20 protein-coding genes and 1 pseudogene are annotated in these 18,613 nt (G+C 38.7%); 19 read left to right on the top strand and 2 right to left on the bottom strand.

Annotated elements, in window-relative coordinates; all coding sequences use genetic code 11:
• Nucleotides 1-12: 12 nt before the first annotated feature.
• From FSB73_RS21095 to FSB73_RS21065, 7 genes are all read left to right on the top strand, one after another.
• Nucleotides 13-1,437 (top strand): alpha-L-fucosidase, encoded by a 1,425-nt coding sequence (locus FSB73_RS21095; protein ID WP_225974238.1) that lies wholly within the window; start codon nucleotides 13-15, stop codon nucleotides 1,435-1,437.
• Between the two features lie 76 nt (nucleotides 1,438-1,513).
• The gene (locus FSB73_RS21090; RefSeq protein ID WP_146786869.1) at nucleotides 1,514-2,281 is read left to right on the top strand and encodes an SGNH/GDSL hydrolase family protein; all 768 of its coding nucleotides are present in this window, start codon (nucleotides 1,514-1,516) and stop codon (nucleotides 2,279-2,281) included.
• Between the two features lie 105 nt (nucleotides 2,282-2,386).
• Nucleotides 2,387-4,513 carry a GDSL-type esterase/lipase family protein gene (locus FSB73_RS21085; RefSeq protein ID WP_146786866.1) on the top strand — a complete coding sequence of 709 codons (2,127 nt, stop codon included), beginning with the start codon at nucleotides 2,387-2,389 and terminating at the stop codon, nucleotides 4,511-4,513.
• Between the two features lie 58 nt (nucleotides 4,514-4,571).
• A complete protein-coding gene (locus tag FSB73_RS21080; protein WP_146786863.1) occupies nucleotides 4,572-5,411 on the top strand; it encodes a glycoside hydrolase family 16 protein in 840 nt (279 codons plus the stop codon).
• Between the two features lie 55 nt (nucleotides 5,412-5,466).
• Nucleotides 5,467-6,291: an endonuclease/exonuclease/phosphatase family protein gene (locus tag FSB73_RS21075; RefSeq protein ID WP_146786861.1), complete on the top strand. Its 825-nt coding sequence runs from the start codon at nucleotides 5,467-5,469 to the stop codon at nucleotides 6,289-6,291.
• Nucleotides 6,292-6,950: 659 nt separating this feature from the next.
• Nucleotides 6,951-7,742, top strand: a complete 792-nt coding sequence (locus FSB73_RS21070) for a T9SS type A sorting domain-containing protein (RefSeq protein WP_146786858.1) — start codon at nucleotides 6,951-6,953, stop codon at nucleotides 7,740-7,742.
• Nucleotides 7,743-8,146: 404 nt separating this feature from the next.
• Nucleotides 8,147-8,608, top strand: a complete 462-nt coding sequence (locus tag FSB73_RS21065) for a hypothetical protein (protein ID WP_146786856.1) — start codon at nucleotides 8,147-8,149, stop codon at nucleotides 8,606-8,608.
• Between the two features lie 196 nt (nucleotides 8,609-8,804).
• Here FSB73_RS21065 and FSB73_RS25825 read toward each other — a convergent pair whose 3' ends face one another.
• Nucleotides 8,805-8,918, bottom strand: coding sequence for a hypothetical protein (locus FSB73_RS25825; RefSeq protein ID WP_394344860.1), 114 nt, complete (start codon nucleotides 8,916-8,918; stop codon nucleotides 8,805-8,807).
• A 298-nt stretch (nucleotides 8,919-9,216) separates the two neighbouring features.
• Between FSB73_RS25825 and FSB73_RS21055 the strand changes: the two genes are divergently transcribed.
• From FSB73_RS21055 to FSB73_RS25805, 9 genes and pseudogenes are all read left to right on the top strand, one after another.
• Nucleotides 9,217-9,807 (top strand): TetR/AcrR family transcriptional regulator, encoded by a 591-nt coding sequence (locus tag FSB73_RS21055; RefSeq protein WP_146786853.1) that lies wholly within the window; start codon nucleotides 9,217-9,219, stop codon nucleotides 9,805-9,807.
• Nucleotides 9,808-9,881: 74 nt separating this feature from the next.
• Nucleotides 9,882-10,322, top strand: a complete 441-nt coding sequence (locus tag FSB73_RS21050) for a DUF6010 family protein (RefSeq protein WP_146786850.1) — start codon at nucleotides 9,882-9,884, stop codon at nucleotides 10,320-10,322.
• 34 nt (nucleotides 10,323-10,356) lie between these two features.
• Nucleotides 10,357-10,812 carry a hypothetical protein gene (locus FSB73_RS21045; protein ID WP_146786847.1) on the top strand — a complete coding sequence of 152 codons (456 nt, stop codon included), beginning with the start codon at nucleotides 10,357-10,359 and terminating at the stop codon, nucleotides 10,810-10,812.
• Nucleotides 10,813-10,827: 15 nt separating this feature from the next.
• Nucleotides 10,828-11,130 (top strand): DUF3817 domain-containing protein, encoded by a 303-nt coding sequence (locus tag FSB73_RS21040; RefSeq protein ID WP_146786844.1) that lies wholly within the window; start codon nucleotides 10,828-10,830, stop codon nucleotides 11,128-11,130.
• A 513-nt stretch (nucleotides 11,131-11,643) separates the two neighbouring features.
• Nucleotides 11,644-12,957 carry a transposase family protein gene (locus FSB73_RS21035; protein WP_146784473.1) on the top strand — a complete coding sequence of 438 codons (1,314 nt, stop codon included), beginning with the start codon at nucleotides 11,644-11,646 and terminating at the stop codon, nucleotides 12,955-12,957.
• Nucleotides 12,958-13,297: 340 nt separating this feature from the next.
• Entirely contained in the window at nucleotides 13,298-13,651 is a 354-nt protein-coding gene (locus tag FSB73_RS25820; protein WP_225974237.1) for a DNA methyltransferase, read from the top strand.
• A gap of 544 nt (nucleotides 13,652-14,195) precedes the next feature.
• A complete protein-coding gene (locus tag FSB73_RS25815) occupies nucleotides 14,196-14,408 on the top strand; it encodes a hypothetical protein (RefSeq protein ID WP_225974236.1) in 213 nt (70 codons plus the stop codon).
• Nucleotides 14,409-14,426: 18 nt separating this feature from the next.
• Nucleotides 14,427-14,579, top strand: a pseudogene (locus tag FSB73_RS27335) (DNA methyltransferase); the annotation flags it as partial.
• A 27-nt stretch (nucleotides 14,580-14,606) separates the two neighbouring features.
• Entirely contained in the window at nucleotides 14,607-15,008 is a 402-nt protein-coding gene (locus tag FSB73_RS25805) for a hypothetical protein (RefSeq protein ID WP_225974235.1), read from the top strand.
• Between the two features lie 398 nt (nucleotides 15,009-15,406).
• Here FSB73_RS25805 and FSB73_RS21020 read toward each other — a convergent pair whose 3' ends face one another.
• Nucleotides 15,407-15,664 carry a T9SS type A sorting domain-containing protein gene (locus FSB73_RS21020; RefSeq protein ID WP_158639646.1) on the bottom strand — a complete coding sequence of 86 codons (258 nt, stop codon included), beginning with the start codon at nucleotides 15,662-15,664 and terminating at the stop codon, nucleotides 15,407-15,409.
• 223 nt (nucleotides 15,665-15,887) lie between these two features.
• Between FSB73_RS21020 and FSB73_RS21015 the strand changes: the two genes are divergently transcribed.
• The 3 genes from FSB73_RS21015 to FSB73_RS21005 all read left to right on the top strand — a co-directional run bounded on the left by FSB73_RS21015 (nucleotide 15,888) and on the right by FSB73_RS21005 (nucleotide 18,207).
• Entirely contained in the window at nucleotides 15,888-16,268 is a 381-nt protein-coding gene (locus FSB73_RS21015; RefSeq protein ID WP_146786840.1) for a transposase, read from the top strand.
• A gap of 134 nt (nucleotides 16,269-16,402) precedes the next feature.
• On the top strand, nucleotides 16,403-17,821 hold the full coding sequence (locus FSB73_RS21010) for a putative transposase (protein ID WP_146786837.1): 1,419 nt from the start codon (nucleotides 16,403-16,405) through the stop codon (nucleotides 17,819-17,821).
• The gene (locus tag FSB73_RS21005) at nucleotides 17,818-18,207 is read left to right on the top strand and encodes a putative transposase (protein WP_146786834.1); all 390 of its coding nucleotides are present in this window, start codon (nucleotides 17,818-17,820) and stop codon (nucleotides 18,205-18,207) included. The genes FSB73_RS21010 and FSB73_RS21005 overlap by 4 nt, the downstream gene beginning before the upstream one ends.
• The last annotated feature ends 406 nt before the right edge of the window (nucleotides 18,208-18,613 follow it).

Here is an 18,613-nt window from a genome sequence, read left to right as displayed (position 1 = left end):
TTCGCAGTTAGGATGAGTAGCAGCATTAAAGCATATATCCCATTATTATTGCTGGTTTGTTTTGGACATCGGTTAATGGCGCAGCTTTTACAATCGCCACAGCAGCCAAAACTTATATTACCTACTCCAGTTCAGTTAGCCTGGCAAGCGGCTGAAATGGGGGTTGTCTTTCATTATGATCTACATGTTTTTGACGGTAAAAAGTACAGCCAGCCATATAACCGGATTACACCTATTGCCGACTATAATATTTTCAATCCTACCCGTTTAAATACGGATCAATGGATCCGTACGGCAAAGGCAGCGGGTGCTAAATTTGCCATCCTTACAGTTACCCATGAAACGGGTTTTGCCTTATTTCAAACAGAAGTCAATCCTTATTCACTAAAGGCTTTAAAATGGAAAGATGGTAAAGGGGATATTGTACGGGATTTTGTCAATTCCTGCCATAAATATGGACTGAAACCAGGGCTTTATATTGGCATTCGCTGGAATTCTTTTTTCGGGGTATATGATTTTAAGGTCCAGGGGGAAGATCCTGCTTTTACAAAGAAAAGACAGCAATATTATAATAAAATGGTGGAATCGGAGGTGAAAGAACTTTGTACGCACTATGGCTCCTTATTTGAGATTTGGTTTGATGGCGGCGCCGCAAATCCTAAGGAAAATACGCCAGATGTACTGCCTATTGTTGAAAAATATCAACCGAATTGCTTGTTTTACTGGAATGCACAGAGAGCCGATGCCAGGTGGGGCGGTTCTGAGACCGGCACCGTAGGCTATCCCAACTGGTCTACTTTTACTTATCCGAATACCGTAACGAAGACTTATCCGCAAATAGAGGCTAATGACCTTTACTTACTCAAGCACGGGGATAATGCTGGCCAGTACTGGATGCCTGCCATGGCGGACGCCCCCTTCAGGGGCTATAACGGTCGCCATGAATGGTTCTGGGAGCCAGGTGATGATGCGCATATCTGGCCTTTAGAAAACCTAGTGCAGATGTATTATAATTCCGTAGGTCGAAATGCTACTTTGATTCTGGGACTTACTCCCGATACTTCAGGCTTAATTCCCCGTGCAGATAGTATCAGATTACAGCAATTCGGCAATCAGATTAGAAATCGCTTTTCCCATCCACTAGCCACAAAAAACGGTACTGGAAATAGCCTTGTTTTTAATTTTTCCAAGCAACAAAGCGTAAATCAAATACTGATTCAGGAAGATATTGCAAAAGGGGAACGCATAGAGTCTTATCAATTCCTGGTTAGAAAAAAGAATAAATGGGTCCTTGTTTGTGATGGAGCGTCAGTAGGGAATAAAAGGATACAGACATTCAATGCTGTAACGGGAAAAAACTTTAAACTCCTTATTACAAAATCAAAGGCAACTCCTTTAATAAAAAACGCCCAGTTATTCAATGTGCCAATAAAATAGTGAAACTTCTTGTGAAATATTGATTAGGCCTGTTGGTAAAACAATTTAATATTTGGTGGAACATAAAAGTAATAAAATGAGTCGTCGTAGAGAATTTATAAAGCAACTGAGTTTTGGAGGCCTTGGTATCTCTTTGGCCTCTTTACATTCCTTTACTTCAATTAAAGGGTTGGTTCCAGGCCCAAACAGCGGAAAATCATTGCGCATTCTTTTTCAGGGCGACTCTATTACGGATGGTGGTAGATGGCAAAATAGCCATGATTGGAACCATCTGGTAGGCCAAAGCTATCCATATTTAATTTCTGCAAAGATCGGTTATGATTATCCTGCGCGAGATCTGCAATTTTTCAACCGGGGCATTAGTGGTAATACGGTAAGGGATTTAAAGGCTCGCTGGCAAAAAGATTGTCTGGATATAAAACCAGATGTACTTAGTATTCTGGTGGGGATTAATGATATTAGCAAAATAATCCATGCGCAGCCCGACCCAAGTTCTATTGAGTCTTATGAAAAGGATTATAGGGAGATTCTTGACCAGGCAAGAAAGGCTAATCCCGATTTGGTGCTGGTATTAATGGATCCTTTTGTGTTTAATCTGGGGAGTACGGTAGCTGATTTTGAGAAGTATCATGAGTCGTTGACTGCCTATCAAAAAGTAGTAAAACGGCTGGCTGTAGCCTTCAAGGCCATCCATATCCCACTTGGGGAAAAGTTTAAACAAGCTGAAAAATTTACGTCCCCGTCCCACTGGAGCTGGGACGGCATACATCCAATGCCTGCAGGTCATGAACTAATCGCCCGGGGCTGGATCAAAGCAGTATCGAAAGTAATCGGCATCTATTAGGTATTGGAGCGAAGGCGGTGGCAACTTATTAAGTAATGTCAAAGCTGATCTTGTCTGATATTTTTCGATAATAAGACTTTTTGCATCAATAATTTAAATATTTATATGAAAAAGATATTGGTATTGGTTTTAAGCCTGTTACTTATCCTGCCGGATTTTGGTTTTACACAGAAAAAGGTCATAAGCGTTGCCTGCGTAGGCAATAGCATAACCTATGGCAGTGGTATAGTGCCTCGGAATAAAAATTCTTACCCTGCGCAATTGCAAGCCATGCTAGGCAGCAGCTATAAAGTAATGAACTTTGGTGTTAGCGGCAGAACCCTGCTTAGAAAAGGCAACCATCCTTATTGGATAGAAAAGGCCTACCATGAGGCGCTGGCAAGTGATCCGGATATTGTAACCATTATGCTGGGGACAAATGACAGTAAAGCAGTAAACCGCCCTTTTTATAGCGATTTTGAAAAAGATTATAGTGATTTAATTGATTCTTTTAGGGCCTTACCCTCGCACCCCCGTGTTATTATGTTGCTTCCCTTAGCGGCTTTTGTAAAAGACACCAATAGTATTTATGATCAGGTGATCGTTCAAAGGATTATTCCTATGGAGTGCCATGTGGCTTATAATAAAAAGGTAGAGATGATAGACTTTCATCCGATGTTTATCAATAGAAGTGATTTATACCACGATAGAGTCGTTCATCCAAATCCATTAGGAGATCAAAAAATTGCACAGCGTTTATATGAACAGATAATGTTAAAGCCTGTCATAAGTAGTGTGCTCAGTAAAATAAAAATCCCTAAAACTATTTCTAATTACCATGGTTATCAATGCGCTGATTTTAAATTTGCCGGAAGAAACTGCAAAGTAGTTGCACCCTATACGGCTGCTGCTGGCCATCCATGGATTTGGCGTGCCCGCTTTTTTGGCAATCAGCCTCAAACCGAAATAGCCTTATTGGAAAGAGGTTTTACCGTTGCTTATATGGACGCTTCTGAATTATATGGGAATAAGCAGTGTATTGAACTGTGGAATAAATTTTATGCCTATTTGCATACAAGGCTTGGACTTAATAAAAAAGCAGTATTGGAAGGGTTCAGTAGGGGTGGGGCTTATATTTATGACTGGGCAGCAGTAAATCCAGACAAAGTAGCCTGCGTTTATGCAGATGCACCCGTATTGGATTTTAAAAGCTGGCCAGGTGGGAAAGGAGGAAGTATCGGTAGTGCGAGAGACTGGGCTATATTTAAAAAGGACTATAACCTTTCTGAATCCCAGGCTTTGGCTTTCAGAGGAAATCCGCTAGACAAAGTAAGTGCGATTGTTCAAGGGCATTATCCAATGCTTCACGTAGTAGGTGATGCAGACACTTTGGTCCCGGTAAAAGAAAATACAGCGCTTTTTGAAAAGGCGGTCAAAACAGCCGGTGGAGAAATTCAGGTCATTCATAAATCAGGGGGCTATCACCATCCGCATAGTTTAGCGAATCCAGCGCCTATTGTCAACTTTATATTACGAGCTACCGGTCATTTTGTCAATCAGGCGACCATAGCAGCACCTGGTGCAGAATACCGGTCGCTTTCAGCGGGTTGGGTGGCAGCCACTACCTGGTATGATCAGGCAGATAATATTCAGCATACCCTGGATAGTTTAGGTAAGGTAGATGTCTTGATGCTGGGCAATTCTATTACCTTGGGTATTGGCGGTCGATCCCTGATAAGAGGAGGTGCCGGGAAAGCTGCTTTTGATCAGCAGTTTAATGGATATGTTTATGCCAACGGAGGTATATCTGGAGATAGAGTACAAAACCTCCTTTGGAGGGTAGAAAAGTACAATTACAATGTCTGTACCCCAAAAGTCGTAGTTATCACCATTGGTGTCAATAATTTTTTAGATGATGCTACCCCTGATGAAATTGCTGCAGGCATTAAAAAACTGGTGGCGCTTACCCAAAAGCGGTTACCACAGGCTAAAATATTGCTAACCGGCCCACTGCCGGCTGGAGATAGCACCGGTAGTGTGCTCAGGCAAAAATATATTGGGGTGCAAAAATCCATTGCTGCCCTGGCGGATAATAAGCATGTATTTGTGTATAAATATAACAAAGAAATGCTACTGCAAAATGGTCAGCTGAATCCAGATTTTTATACGGGTGATATTCATCTAAAGCCCGCAGGGTATGAGCAGTGGGCAAAGTATTTGTTTAAACAATTAAAGGAGACTAAGTTATTATAACAGGTAGCCCTAGGGTGCTAATTATCAACAAACCAGAAAAATTGAAAAGTTTCTATCCATGAAAAGACTCATATTATTAGCAGTAATCATAATAAGCTTGCTACAAGGCTGTAAATTACGTACCTATACGCTGGTAGACAACTACCAGTATATACAAAATCAAAAGCAGCATCAGAGACAAGTAGATAATAAATGGAAACTCGTTTGGAAAGATGATTTTAACGGCAATAGCCTGGATACGACTAAATGGACAAAGGTACCTGCTGGCAAAAGTGCCTGGAATAAGCATATGTCTTATGATCCCAGCTGTTATGCACTTTTAAATGGACTACTCCATTTAAAAGGCATACCCAATCCAGATACAAGCCTGGATAAACGCCCTTTTATTACAGGCGGTATATACAGCAAAGGGAAATTTGCCTTTCAATATGGCAAAATTGAGATAAGGGCAAAACTGGGCGCCGCTAAAGGTGCCTGGCCTGCTATGTGGATGCTGGCAGCGACCAATAAGCATGGCGCTTATCCTCGTAACGGAGAAATTGATATAATGGAACATCTGAACTATGACAGTATTATATATCAGACCATTCATTCCTATTACACATTGAACCTGAAACAAGATAAGCATCCACCACATTTTGGAACAGCCAAGTTCAATACCAATGATTTTAACGTATTTGGTCTTAAATGGTATCCGGATAGTATTGTGTATAGCGTAAATGGCCAGCGAACATTTACCTATCCAAGAGTAAAAGGTGTTGACTCCTCTCAATGGCCCTTTGATCAGCCATTTTATGTACTAATCGACCAACAACTCGGAGGTGATTGGGTGGGAGAGGTACAACCAGCCGATTTGCCCGTTGAGATGATTGTTGATTGGGTAAAAGTGTATCAATAAATTGGTGATACAAAAAATAGGTTCTACAAATAAAATTATATATAAATTAAATAATATGCGAAAAACACAAACTGGCAATATCTTGCTAACTTTTATGCTGCTAACCGGTTTTCTATTAATAAGGCCGATGGCAGTCCATGCTCAGAAAAGCAATACCTTTAAAGTAATGACCTACAATATACATCATGGTAATCCACCAGACAAGCCTGGTGTAATTGATGTGGATGCCATTGCCGCCATCATAAAGAAACATCAACCTGATATCGTCGCCTTACAGGAAGTGGATGTGAATACCAAGCGGGATGGACATATCAACGAAATAGCCACCATTGCATCGAAAGCAGGTTATAAGTCTTTTTATTTTGCAAAGACCATAGATCTGGAAGGTGGCCAGTATGGCATTGCTATCTTATCTAAATACCCATTGACAAACACTGCCACGCATAAACTACCTTCTAATAGTGCCAAGGAGGCTGAGCCTCGAGTATTGGCTACTGCCTTAGTGCATTTACCTAACAATAAGACGATCCAGTTTGGCTCAACCCATCTGGATGCTTATCACAGCGATAATCGGCTGCTTCAAATTAAAGAGATTATTCGTTTGACCGGTAAATCACCTTATCCCTTTGTTATTGGAGGCGATTTTAATTCAAAAGAAAGTAGTGAGGTGATAAAATTGCTGGACCAGACATTCACTAGGACCTGTCATCAGTGTGCACCTACATTTCATGAAGAGGCTTCGGCTGATGGCGCTATCGATTACCTGGCTTTTAGACCCGCGGGTAGTTTAAAGGTAATTTCACACCAAGTATTAAAGGCAGAGAATGCTTCTGATCATTATCCGCTAGTGTCCGTATTGGCCTTTGAGGATAAAAAATAATAAATTCTTATAAAAGGGGATATTTGCTGATCATATAAGGATTTTTGGGAAAAAAATATTTGCCAATGGTTGTTTAACTCAGGTTGTATGAATAAAAACCATTAATATCAGTACACACCTAAATGTATCATTGTTCTCCCAATCCGTACAAACTGTAGGGGAGAACAATGATGCAGGGTACACATGGCACCAATTATAATTTATTAATTACACCTTGGCTAAAAAATTAAGTTTATAAGAATAGAAGTATTAAAACAAATGCGCAGTAGTTGAAACGCCATATTATAAAGGAAATAGACGGCTATGCATATTTTGCCGAAGAAACCTGTGGAGGATCATTTGCCAAATGTGCCTTGTATCCAATTAGTTTTAGATAATCAAGTTAATCATTTTGAGCCGTCATTAAAAGAAACATGCGGCACTTTAGGGGCCAGGGTATTTTTAAAAAGAGTGAGGATCAAAAACCTTCCAAAGCGTCTATATAGTTATTGAAAAGTGTACTCTTTATAATTTTTAACTGTTTCTTTGGGGCAATGTAAATAGGTACAAATCATATTAGACGTAGGTAAAACGCAAGAAGTTGCGTTATTAGGCCTTTAGGAAGGGAAGATTATGAGAGAGCTCCCGTAAATTGGGTGTTCTTTTAATACCGGACTTATATGGAACCAGGTAGTGGCTATATGCTGTACAGGACAACTGACGACCAGACCAGTTTCCATTATGGTGCATTAGGCGGCAGCCTCGGCCTGAGCCGGGTTCAGAACCAGAATCTACATCTGAGCAGGCTTAATGGTAATCGTCGCCTATTGAATACGAACCAATTGCGATTAGCGGCTAACTTTAAGTATGCAGAGAATATGACGATTCTCGCAGCCGTGGATTCCAGCACGAAAATACAATCTGGAGATATCGTCCTGGCTTATGTGGGCGGAGAATTAAGGGCCAAGGCTGGTGCATACACCCTGCCTGCAGGGGCAGGAAAGGGAGCGCAACCTGTGTTCTTATTCAATATTGCGGGTAACAGCCCTGATCCTGTAATCTTTAAACTGCAACGCCAGGGCAGGGTGATCGCCAGCTCACCAGCTGTCTTTAATTACGCAGTCAATGGCCAATTGGGATCTATCGGGCAGCCTTATGTCCTGCACTTTGGGACGGACGGAAAGCAAAAAGTTACGCTATTCCCGAATCCATTTAAAAATGAAGTCCAGCTGACCATTGATCTGGCTAGCAGCCAGCTCAGTCACAGCATTCAATATAGTGTCTTTGATATCGGCGGCAGGCTAGTTTACAAGAGTCCTAATGCGCAGGTGACCGGCCTGTCGTATCATACTAGCTGGAAACCTGGCACCGGCTCGGGATCCAGGTTAGATAAACATATTGCACCAGGTGTCTACCTGATACAGGTGACCATTGATGGGCATTCTGAGACTTATAAAGTGATCAAGCGGTAAAATTGAACAGCAGCAGAAGGGCTCCGAAGAGAAAATATTTGACAAACAGCCTAGAGGATATGATTAGGGTTTTAATAAAGGTATTGCTAGGGTATTGTGTGTTTAATTGTGCTTTGGTCGATATAATGGAAAAGGTACTGTTAAGTGTTGTAAAATGAGTTTCTACTGCTTGGCAAGCAGTAGAAGTAAAAGCAGATGTAGAAGTTAAATAGTAAAGGCATTAATTGGACTTTTGAAAGTTGGCCTTTACTATGAATAATTGGATTTAATCTTAATCTTATGCGTGGCATACCTTTAGTACTTAGTAATAGATTTTGATCTATTACTAAGTACTAAAGGTATACATAAAAATATTTTATTATGACAATGATTATGACGAAAATGATGGTGACAAAATGATGAGTGTGATGAAGACCGTGGTGACGAAAAGAAAATTTGTAGGGCATATTTTTGTGGCCTTCTTGCTGATTTGTGGTACAATTGCCAGCTGTAAAAAAGAGCCAGCGGTCAGAAAAGAGGCGCCCAATTGGTCGATTACCTCAGCAGGGGACTACCCTTATACGATGACGGCGGTGGTTACCCTGCCCGAAATGTATGGAGCTGCACCAACCGATGGTGATCAGATGGCAGCGTTTATGGGGGAGGATTGTAGGGGCATCGGGACCTTAAATGTCGTTGGTGGTCTACCCCTTTATTTTATTATGATTCATGGTACGGCTGCTGAAAACACATCGGTGTATTTCTTATATTATAATGCGACCAAAGGAGCTATTTACAAGTCAAAGGAAGGCAGTAAATTTGCAGTGGATAGCAGCTTTGGGACAGTGGATAGCCCCGAGATGCTGAGATTGTTTAAGTTGCCTTAGGCTCAATATTGTTGAAATATCTTTTTGCTAGAATATGCAAACATTCAGACGGTATAAAAACAGGGTACCTGCCTTGGGAAGCCAGTTTCTCTGGTATTCTGAAACTGGGGGCAGATAGGATGCCGATTCTGGAAGTAATTGGCATTCACATCTACAAAGACACCCTTTTGGTTGTTTTTACCACTTTTGGTTGTAATTATAACAACACCATTGACTCCTTCTCGACTCCTGCTGATCCATATTGGACTGTGGCGGCAGCGGTTTTAAGGACGGTGATATTCTCAATATCCTCTGGGTTGATTTCTGCAATGCCATTATTTCGTTCTGCTTGGTAGACCCCAATGTTTAATCCATCCTTGTTAAAGGTTACTGTTGGGTCTTATAACCTAAATACATAAAAGTAAGGGTCGCGCCATACCAAAAGCGTCGGATTGATCTTACTTTACTGGGAAAGTTGGAAAGAAGATGGTTGCCAGGTTTATCATTCTCTGGCAAAGATTTTAAGTGGTGCGTTGTCCCTGTTGATTGGATTGTCGCCAAAATGATTGGGTGATTTGGATTTGCTAGTTATTTTTTTTGTTCCTTTGCTATATACCAGGTAGTATTTTATGAAAAAATCGGCAGAAACCAGACGCAAAATATTGGAAAAGGCATTTGAGCTGATTTATATCAGGGGATATCAGACAACCAGCGTTGATGATATTATTGCCACCACGGCCGTAACTAAGGGCGCTTTTTATTATCATTTTAAAAATAAAGATGAAATGGGAGTGGCGATTATAAACGAAATATTGAAACCAACACTTGAAGGAAGTTTTATTGAGCCACTTATAAATACAGAAAACCCATTGGAGGCAATTTATAAGCTGATGTATAACTTATTAATTGAAAATGAGTTTTTAAAGGTGGAATATGGGTGTCCGGCATCAAATTTTACCCAAGAAATGACCCCTTGGAATACCGATTTTAATCAGGCACTTGATGTACTTATCCAAAAATGGATTAAAGTCATGACAAATGCTCTTGAGAAAGGAAAGAAAAATGGGCATGTTGCTAAGCAGGTGAATGAAAAACAGGTTACAATGTTTATTATGTCTGGTTATTGGGGTATACGGAATTTTGGTAAACTAGCTAATAGCAAGAAAGTATATTTTGTTTATTTACAGGAACTTAAAAACTATTTAAAGACGCTGGAATAATTTTTTCTCCAAAAACATACTATCTAGTATGTTTTTGGATTATCTTTGCTGCAAATACTAAAACATTCAATAGTATGAATGCTCATCAACTTGTAATCCCGGGATTTACCTTATTAAATGCCCTGGCAGCAGTTTTAATCGCTTTTGTTTTTATTAGCTTAATGTCTACGGTCAGTCAGCCAGGAAGGCAAAAATTAAATGCAATACTGATTGCTGGCGCAGGAAGTGTATATTGGAACGGAGGCCTAGGTATCTGGGAATATGTATTCGGGGCTGTGATGTTGGCGTTAGCCTACAAAGGATTAAAATCCTATTATTTTATTGGAATTGGTTGGTTACTGCACTCAGCCTGGGATATTCTGCATCACCTAAGCGGACAACCAATTATAATTTTCGCACCTAATTCTTCAGCTGGATGTGCTGTTTGCGATCCTATCCTTGCCTTATGGTTTTTCATGGGTGCACCCACAATCTTGAACTTTAAAAGGATTTGGTTGAAAAATCGGAAACCTTGAAGAATAAATGATGACCATAATAAAAATTACCTAAATGTATTCAATATTATTGCCTTTGCATTCTTTGTTTCGCTGGATTGTTTTAGCCTTCTTACTGGGTGGTATTTTTAGGGCATTTATTGGTTTTATTAAAAACCGTGTATTTAGTAAAACCGACAATATTTTTCGGCATTGGACAGCGACTGTAGCCCATATTCAGCTATTGATCGGTATGGTTTTGTATACCCAAAGCCCGTTTGTACAGTTATTCTGGAATACAAAGGGCAGCGATAAGTCAAGTAAAGATTTGTTCTTTTTCGGTGTCATACATATTGGCTGCATGTTACTAGCTATAACACTCATTACGATTGGATCGGCACTTGCTAAGCGAAGGGACTTAGATACTGATAAATTTAAAACGATGCTAATCTGGTTCTCTATCGCTCTAATTGTAATATTTATGGCTATCCCATGGCCGTTTTCGCCGTTATCAAGTAGACCCTTACTCTAAACTCTACATTTATTTATGAAAAAGCTTTTATTTTCCTCAGTAGGCCGCTTAAGAATGCTGGCTGTTTTAGAAGGCATTTCTTTACTTGTTTTGGTTTTTATTGCCGTACCATTAAAATATATTAATGGAAATCCTGCCTTGGTTAAATTACTAGGCCCCATACATGGTGGCTTATTTTTATTATTTGTCTTTAACGCACTGCGGGTTGGTGTTGAACAAGGTTGGAAGTTCAAAGTGACCACCTGGAAAGTACTGGTAGCTTGCTTTATTCCTTTTGGAACCTTTTATGTTGACTACAAATTACTGCGTCATTTGTAATATTTGTTTGGTTAGTGATTATATTATTTAATTTATTTTCATTTGTGACATGATTATTATCCAGATCATTTTAAATTGTTACCTCTTGGCCCTTTCTTAATTTGATTTTTTAGACGTATCAGCAATTCAGAGTCAAATTTCTTTTTACTGGTAGCGTAGCTTTCAGAGGTCGGTAAAAATATTTTTCGCACTAATTTTATTTTGTTTCTTTGTATGGTCAGCAAATCGCAATGGCAGGGCTAGGCGTGTAAATTATGCATTAAAATAAAATATTATATAATAGACACAGCATCGCCTAGGCGATGCCTCAATATTCTCCATAATTTTTATTGTTTATCAACATTCAGTTGACAGCCCGTTCCCTAGACGGGCTTTTTTTACGTTAAGAGCTGCTACAAATATACAATATATATAAATTATAAACAAATAATAATCATTTAATTACAATTTTTCTTCACTGTTTTTGGCACTTTTTTTGCATAGGAGAATTTTCAAGATTTAAGCACCGCTGATTTGATTTATCAGCTAAATAAAGTGAGCCATCATTTCTTTCCTGAGTTGTCGGACTGGCTTGGCGAGGTGAAGGACCACCGGATTGATAACTGTTGTAAATATAGCATGTCTAACCTATTGACCCAGGTCATTCACATGTTTCAGGTTCAGGGTTCAACCCGTAATAACATGAACCAACTAAGGAAAGATGGGAGCTATTTTAAGGATAATTTTGAAGCATTACACGGCGACATGCAATTAGCGCACTTTGATACGGTGAACAATGTAATTAAAACAGTAGATGCTGGAGACCTGATATTGGTATTAGGCAAGATGATTAACGCTTTAATCCGATCCAAAGTGATTAATCCGGCAGAAGGTTATTATCATATTGTAATGGATGCTACTGGAGTTGCGAGTTATCACACCCCACCATTGGATGGAGCGCTTTCCAAGAAAAAAAATAATACAACTACTTATTATGCCAGTGTACTAGAAGCTAAAATCATAACGGATAATGGCCTTTGCCTGTCTGTGGCCAGTGAATTACTTAGTAATGAAGGAAAAGGGTTTTATGACAAGCAGGACTGTGAACTGGCTGCCTTCTCCAGGCTCGCAGACCAGTTACACAAACTGTTTCCCCGGCTGCCTATCTGTTTGCATTTAGATGGGCTCTATGCCAATGCAACGGTTATGAAAAAATGCGAGCAATATGGCTGGAAATATATAATTACTCGTAAAGACGGTAACCTTCCAAAACTGGACGAGCAGATTAAGGACACCCTAGAAAAAGTTAGTTTTGTGTACCCGGAAGTGCTGAATCCAGGGCAAAAGGAAGCAAACCTAGGAGATGTTCAATATCTATGGGCTGCTAACCTCCAACACCAAAACCACCAGTTAAACTATATGGAGGGGAGATTCCCAAAGCATAACAGTCAAGCAGTGACCAAGTTCGCCTATATTACCAACCTAAACATTAATTTAGATAGCCCACAGCTTCAATCAATTGTCAGACGTTTTATGTCTTCTGGCCGCAGCAGATGGCTAATAGAAAACAAAGGATTCAATGATCAGAAGAATAACGGGTTCAATATGGAGCACAAATTTGTTCGCAAAAGCATCATGAACCTGTATAAATACTATATACTGCTGCAAATAGCCCATATAATTCATCAATTAACTATAAAGTCAAAGGCGGTGGTTAAGCTTGTCAAACAGTCAAAGGTTACCATAAAAATGCTGTGGGACCGGCTTAAATCTGTTTTATTGGAACGGGTCTTATGCAAAGAAACGATCATGCAAAACAGGCAACGGTGCCAAATCCGCCTGGAATAGATAAAGAGGCGGGAGGATAAGCCCATAAACCTTACGAAACCAATTTCTTAACTCCAACTAAAACCAAACCTAAACCTACTAACTACGCTACTAAATTGACTCAGCTTGCTGGGCTGGCGGAGCTATGCCTAGTCTTGGAAATTAGCACAGTAACGGAAATTTTACTTAAATTGACTCTGAATTGCTGAGACGTATGCGTATTTTTTATCTTTGGAGTTCAAAAGATTATTTTTGCTAATTGTTCCTAAATTAAAGCATTCGGGTTTTATAAGAAATATGATTCGAGGAAGGAAGTTGACATTATAAACAGCAATCAAGTAAATTAAAATGACAAATAGCAATGGAACTAAATAAAATTATTAATGCTGAAAGTCTTAAGTATCTTAAGACTTTAAAAAATGGCATCGTTGATCTGATTTATTTCGACCCACCTTTTTTTACACAAAAAACACACAAACTAATTGGTTCAGATAGTCAAAAGACCTACCAATTTGACGATAAATTTGAATCTTTGGAACAATATTTAGCCTTGATCAAGGCTATATTGACCCAATGTCGGCGAGTATTAAAAGATACAGGAAGTGTATTTTTGCATTGTGATAAAACGGCCTCTCATCATATCAGGCAGGTTTTAGATGTAGTTTTTGGTCCTCGTAATTTTCAAAGTGAAATTGTTTGGGCATATAAACGTTAGTCAAATGCCAAAAAGGGGCTATTAAATGCGCATCAAATTATATTTTTTATGCGAAGACTGAAAATTTTAAGTTCAATCTTATTTTTACGGATTATGCTGCTACCACGAATCTTGATCAGATTTTACAAGAAAGGTGTAAATTCCTAAATAAAAAAGCCATAATCCTATGTTTATTCGGCCGGGGTAAATGGCCATACTGTCATGACATTTTAAGCTATTCCATAAATTTTGATAGATTCTCATTTTAAAACCGACCAATAATTCTTATAATCATAGACCATTTAAACGCACTTGTTCCAAGCCAAAATGCAATTTTGCCAATTACCTTCTTTTATCGGAAGCAGTGGCATTGGGATGCAATCCAGAGTGGAGCGAAGGCTTTGCCGTAGCGAAACGAAGGATTGCATCCCAAAAGGCCCTAAACATCAATAAATGCTCTATCTGAGATCTCTATAATTGGCAACTAAAGATGAGATAAAGTGGCTCATTATAAAATAGGAATATTTGGCCAGATTTAAATAGGTGAAAAAAATAAGCTGTTAAGATGGCAGAAAAAAGTCCAAAAATGGGTGGCCGAATAAACGTAGGATTTTGGCCCTCATCCGTGCGATTTTACAAAAGGGCACGTAATGAATTTGGTAAGTCGACATACAAAAGGGATAAGAATGGAAATGTGGTCATCGGAAAAGAGAAAAAAGGCGTGCCACTATCTGATATATGGGAAATACCTTATCTGAATCCAAAGGCAAAAGAATGAGTAGGATATCCGACACAAAAACCAGTACAGCTATTAAGGCAAATCATCAGTATTTCTACAGATCCGGGAGATCTTGTCCTTGATCCATTTTGTGGAAGTGGAACAACCTGTGTTGCAGCAAAATATTTAAATAGAAATTTCCTAGGCATTGATATTTGTGCTGAAGCAGTTAAGCTAGCAAATACTAGATTAAAGGATATGGTGATCTCTGAATCCAAACTACTAAAAAATGGAAAAGAAGTTTATGCTGTTAAATCTGATGAAGAGCTAATGATTCTGCAAAGTATCAACGCCTTTCCTGTTCAAAGAAATAATGGGATTGATGGATTCCTGAAGGATTATTATAATGGAGAACCAGTACCCGTAAAAATTCAAGGTTCTAATGAAAGCTTAGAAGACACATTTAAGAAACTTGAGCGGGCTTCATATAATAAAAATTACCATCTAAAAATAGTTATACAGACAAAAGAAGAGACTAATAATCAACTTTTTAATTTAGGAACAAATATTAAAATAATTAAATCATTAGCGTTGCAAGCGAAGGCGTTATTGAATGTTAGACTCCCTCAAAAAACGGCAGGAGTAAAAGCGGTTGTTTAATGCGTTTTAAATCGCGACTGGAAACAAAGATCAATGGGATTCGTATTCTAATTTCGTATTAACTTTTTGGACAAAACGCAAGGAAGACCAATGCAGATGGAAGGAAGAGGCGGAGATAAAGGCAATGGAATGGTTATTCAAAAGCATTTACTATTCTTAAGTAACCTTTAGTAACCATTGCCATTCCTGCCCTTACTAAATTCACCCCTACAAATAAAAGAAAATAGCGCGTGATTTTATTGCGCTAATTCTGTTTTTTAAAATTATAGCTCTTTTGTTACCTACATATTGTAACATTTAATTGTTACATTTAATTGTTACATTTAATTGTTACATCTATGTAAACTCATACAGAACTTCTTCAAAACGCCTGACCATCTTTATAACACGCATCACCTTTATTTTTTAATAATTCTAAATCTTGCATCATGCACCCCGTCCGCATATTTCAATAAATAAACCCCAGTCGCTAATCCAGCCATATCAATTTTTGTATCAGTCGCTGTAATTACTTGCGTTTTTATGACTTTGCCGGATAAATCAATGATAAAAACCTTTCCTTTAGGCGAGCTTACTCCATTTAGGTGAAGGTTGACAAAGTCATGGGCAGGATTGGGATATGCTTTTATGCTAAATATTGAACTTATTGCTTTCAACTGGATAATATTAGAATATTAGGGAGTTCCCTTGAAATCCAATTGCTTCAACCGGTAGTAACAGGTACCTGTAAGTAAACCCGCATTAACAGTATCAGAGTTTCTGACCTCATGCCGTCATAATTAATTGTTAATGGCTATTAGTGTCAATGTTTACGGGGCTTTGATAATTTTGTATCTTTGAATCGCTTTTATACACTGTGAACTAAAAAAGATACCTGGTATGACTGAAAACCCTGTTGGATCGGAAAAATCAAAGGAGCCTAAAAACTTATTAAAAAATAAAGGTATACAGTTAAAGATACCTGTTTTCCCTACTGATGCAACTTTGATCAGTGGTCGTGTTGCGGTTAAAATGATGGGTGATTTTGTCTATTACATAAACGGTGGTATGCCGATTTTTCAGCACCATAAGGATGATCGTGACAGCTTTAGGTTTATTGCGGTCCAGTTATATTTGACAGGTAATTGTAAGCAGTCAGAAATCGTAAGGTGTTTTGAAATTAGTGATGTAAGTTTAAAACGTTGGGTAAAGCAGGCTAAGGAAACAAATAAACTAAGCGATTTTGTTTCAAAAAAAAAGTCGGGAACAATCAAAAGTTAACAGAGGACCATAAGCAGGAAATTAAAATAAGGTATAGCAGCGGAGAAGATTTAAAGGATATTGCCAGTGACTTGGGTATTAAGAAGAATACGATAGATAAAGCCATATCACAAGGCCGGCTAACATTGCCTGCTTTGCAAACAACCCTTACGGCAAATGAGCCATACAGCACTAAGCCATTAACCAAATCTGAACGAGTAGTTGAAGACGATAGTGCCCCGATGGGCAAAGGCTGTAACAATACGATTGACCGTGTACTTGCTTCCACTAAAGGATTTCCAGCACCAATTAGCTTTGATCAACAAATAGATCTCAGTTGCGCCGGTGTTTTGTTAGCCATCCCTGCATTGCTGAGTAATAGACTACTTTCTTATACAAAGATGTTTACCAACGGGGAGAACAAGTATTATTCGGAGCAAAGTATTTTTTTGGTATTGGCCCTCTTATATTTATTAAGGATTAAGAATATCAACCAAAGTCTTATGATATCTAGCGGTGAGCTGGGAAAAGCTTTAGGCTTGGACCGTATTCCGGAAGTCAAAACACTGCGCAAACGTATAAGTACCTTTTCTGAAGGCGCCGCCCTGGATCAATGGAGTGAATCGCTGGCTAAAGACTGGATGTATAACGACCCTGAGGTAGGCTCCTATTATATAGATGGTCATGTAATATTATACCATGGTCATAAAACTGAGATGCCTAAGCGTTACGTTACCCGGTATAAACTTTGTTTGAGCGGCAGTACTGACTACTGGGTCAACAACAAGATAGGAGAACCCTTCTTTGTTGTAAATGAGACGATCAACACCGGTATGATTGACGTAATCAATCAACGTATTTTACCACAATTAGAGAAGGATACGCCAAACCAGCCAACAGAAGAGCAATTAAAAGCAGATCCCAAATTACACAAAATGATGATCATCTGCGATCGAGAGTGCTATAGCATTGAATTCTTTGCTGGTCTATGGGAGAAGCGCGTTGCCATTTGCACCTATAGAAAGAATGTAAAGACGAAATGGCCTGAAGAAGAATTTGTCGACTATGAACTGGTGGATGAATATGGTAATATGGAAAATGTTAAGATGTCCGAACAGGTGGTCACTTTAAATAAAAAAAACGACCAAAATGAGAATATATCGATTCAATGCAGAGAAGTGCGCAAGCGGAATAAATCGGGCCATCAGACCGCTATAATTACCACAAATTGGAAACTATCTGTGGTTGAAATAGGCCAATTTATGTTCTCAAGATGGTGTCAGGAAAATTACTTCAAATACATGGCTGAGAACTTCGGTTTAAACGCAATTGCGAGTTACGCTAAGGTAGAGATTCCTGATACCAAAACCATAGTAAATCCTGCTTACCGGGATTTGACCAGCAGGAAGAAAGCAGTCAGTTCAAAACTAACAAGGGCAGAAAATAAATTAGGCCGTTATTCCTTGAAAATTGGAGAGGCAAACGAGGAGGACAAGAATTATAAAAAGTATTTGAAGCACCAATCAGAAGCGCTCCAGGATATAGAACTTTATAAAAAGAGAAGGAGGAGTTGACCGCTGCAATAAAGGACGTAGACCAACATATTGAGTTCTCTGAATTGCCTAAAGACCAGCAATTTTTAAGCTCGGTGAATGCGAGAAAGAAGTTTTTGGACAACATAAATATGATCGCTTACCGTGCTGAAACAGGAATGTATAATATTATCCAAAAGTCAATGAAACAGCCTGAACAAGGCAGGAGTTTATTGCAACAAATATTCAGTTCAGATGCGGACCTTTATCCTGATTTAGAAAACAAAATACTAACAGTAAAAATACATAACCTAAATACAAATAGGCATGATGCGGCCCTAGGATCGCTATGTCAGGTCTTAAATGAAACAGAAACAATATTTCCGGGTACAGATTTGAGGCTGGTTTACCAGTTGGTGGCTGAATAATGACATATTTCTGCCTATTCGGAAATGTCAACTTTTCTAATTTTAGTATCACTCTACTTCACAAGAGGTCAGAAACTCTGAAGTTGATTACCTAAAAAGACCTTTTGGCAAATAGCTGTAGTGTTTTTTGGCATGTCGCTGAATTAATGCAATTTGAAGAGCAATATTATATATGGAAGCTACATTATAGGAAACTAATAAATTTATCTTTTTTTAAAAATAATAGTATTATTTTTGGTTTTTAATATTTTTTTGTTTTACCTTTGATCTATCAGCGAGTAAGTTTCGTTATTGCCATTAATTGAAATTGGTTTGCTGTATTGTTTATGCCTGCTATTATTGCCGGAGTTATCATTTTTTATAACAATAAGGACTTTGGAGGTCTCTTATTAAAAATTTATTGAGA

It is taken from the genome of Arachidicoccus ginsenosidivorans, from assembly GCF_007971385.1.
Classification (GTDB): domain Bacteria; phylum Bacteroidota; class Bacteroidia; order Chitinophagales; family Chitinophagaceae; genus Arachidicoccus; species Arachidicoccus ginsenosidivorans.
The sequence above is the reverse complement of the archived record's forward strand: the minus strand, read 5'-3'. Positions and strand labels throughout refer to the sequence as shown.

Excerpts from the sequence above, each read along its gene's own strand:
- FSB73_RS21055 (WP_146786853.1), top strand. The coding sequence starts at position 9,217 with ATGAAAAAATCGGCAGAAACCAGACGCAAAATATTGGAAAAGGCATTT.
- FSB73_RS21015 (WP_146786840.1), top strand. The coding sequence starts at position 15,888 with ATGACTGAAAACCCTGTTGGATCGGAAAAATCAAAGGAGCCTAAAAAC.
- FSB73_RS21090 (WP_146786869.1), top strand. The coding sequence starts at position 1,514 with ATGAGTCGTCGTAGAGAATTTATAAAGCAACTGAGTTTTGGAGGCCTT.
- FSB73_RS21045 (WP_146786847.1), top strand. The coding sequence starts at position 10,357 with ATGTATTCAATATTATTGCCTTTGCATTCTTTGTTTCGCTGGATTGTT.
- FSB73_RS21050 (WP_146786850.1), top strand. The coding sequence starts at position 9,882 with ATGAATGCTCATCAACTTGTAATCCCGGGATTTACCTTATTAAATGCC.
- FSB73_RS21075 (WP_146786861.1), top strand. The coding sequence starts at position 5,467 with ATGCGAAAAACACAAACTGGCAATATCTTGCTAACTTTTATGCTGCTA.
- FSB73_RS21040 (WP_146786844.1), top strand. The coding sequence starts at position 10,828 with ATGAAAAAGCTTTTATTTTCCTCAGTAGGCCGCTTAAGAATGCTGGCT.
- FSB73_RS25815 (WP_225974236.1), top strand. The coding sequence starts at position 14,196 with ATGGCAGAAAAAAGTCCAAAAATGGGTGGCCGAATAAACGTAGGATTT.
- FSB73_RS25805 (WP_225974235.1), top strand. The coding sequence starts at position 14,607 with ATGGTGATCTCTGAATCCAAACTACTAAAAAATGGAAAAGAAGTTTAT.
- FSB73_RS21085 (WP_146786866.1), top strand. The coding sequence starts at position 2,387 with ATGAAAAAGATATTGGTATTGGTTTTAAGCCTGTTACTTATCCTGCCG.
- FSB73_RS21095 (WP_225974238.1), top strand. The coding sequence starts at position 13 with ATGAGTAGCAGCATTAAAGCATATATCCCATTATTATTGCTGGTTTGT.
- FSB73_RS21080 (WP_146786863.1), top strand. The coding sequence starts at position 4,572 with ATGAAAAGACTCATATTATTAGCAGTAATCATAATAAGCTTGCTACAA.
- FSB73_RS21070 (WP_146786858.1), top strand. The coding sequence starts at position 6,951 with ATGGAACCAGGTAGTGGCTATATGCTGTACAGGACAACTGACGACCAG.
- FSB73_RS25820 (WP_225974237.1), top strand. The coding sequence starts at position 13,298 with ATGGAACTAAATAAAATTATTAATGCTGAAAGTCTTAAGTATCTTAAG.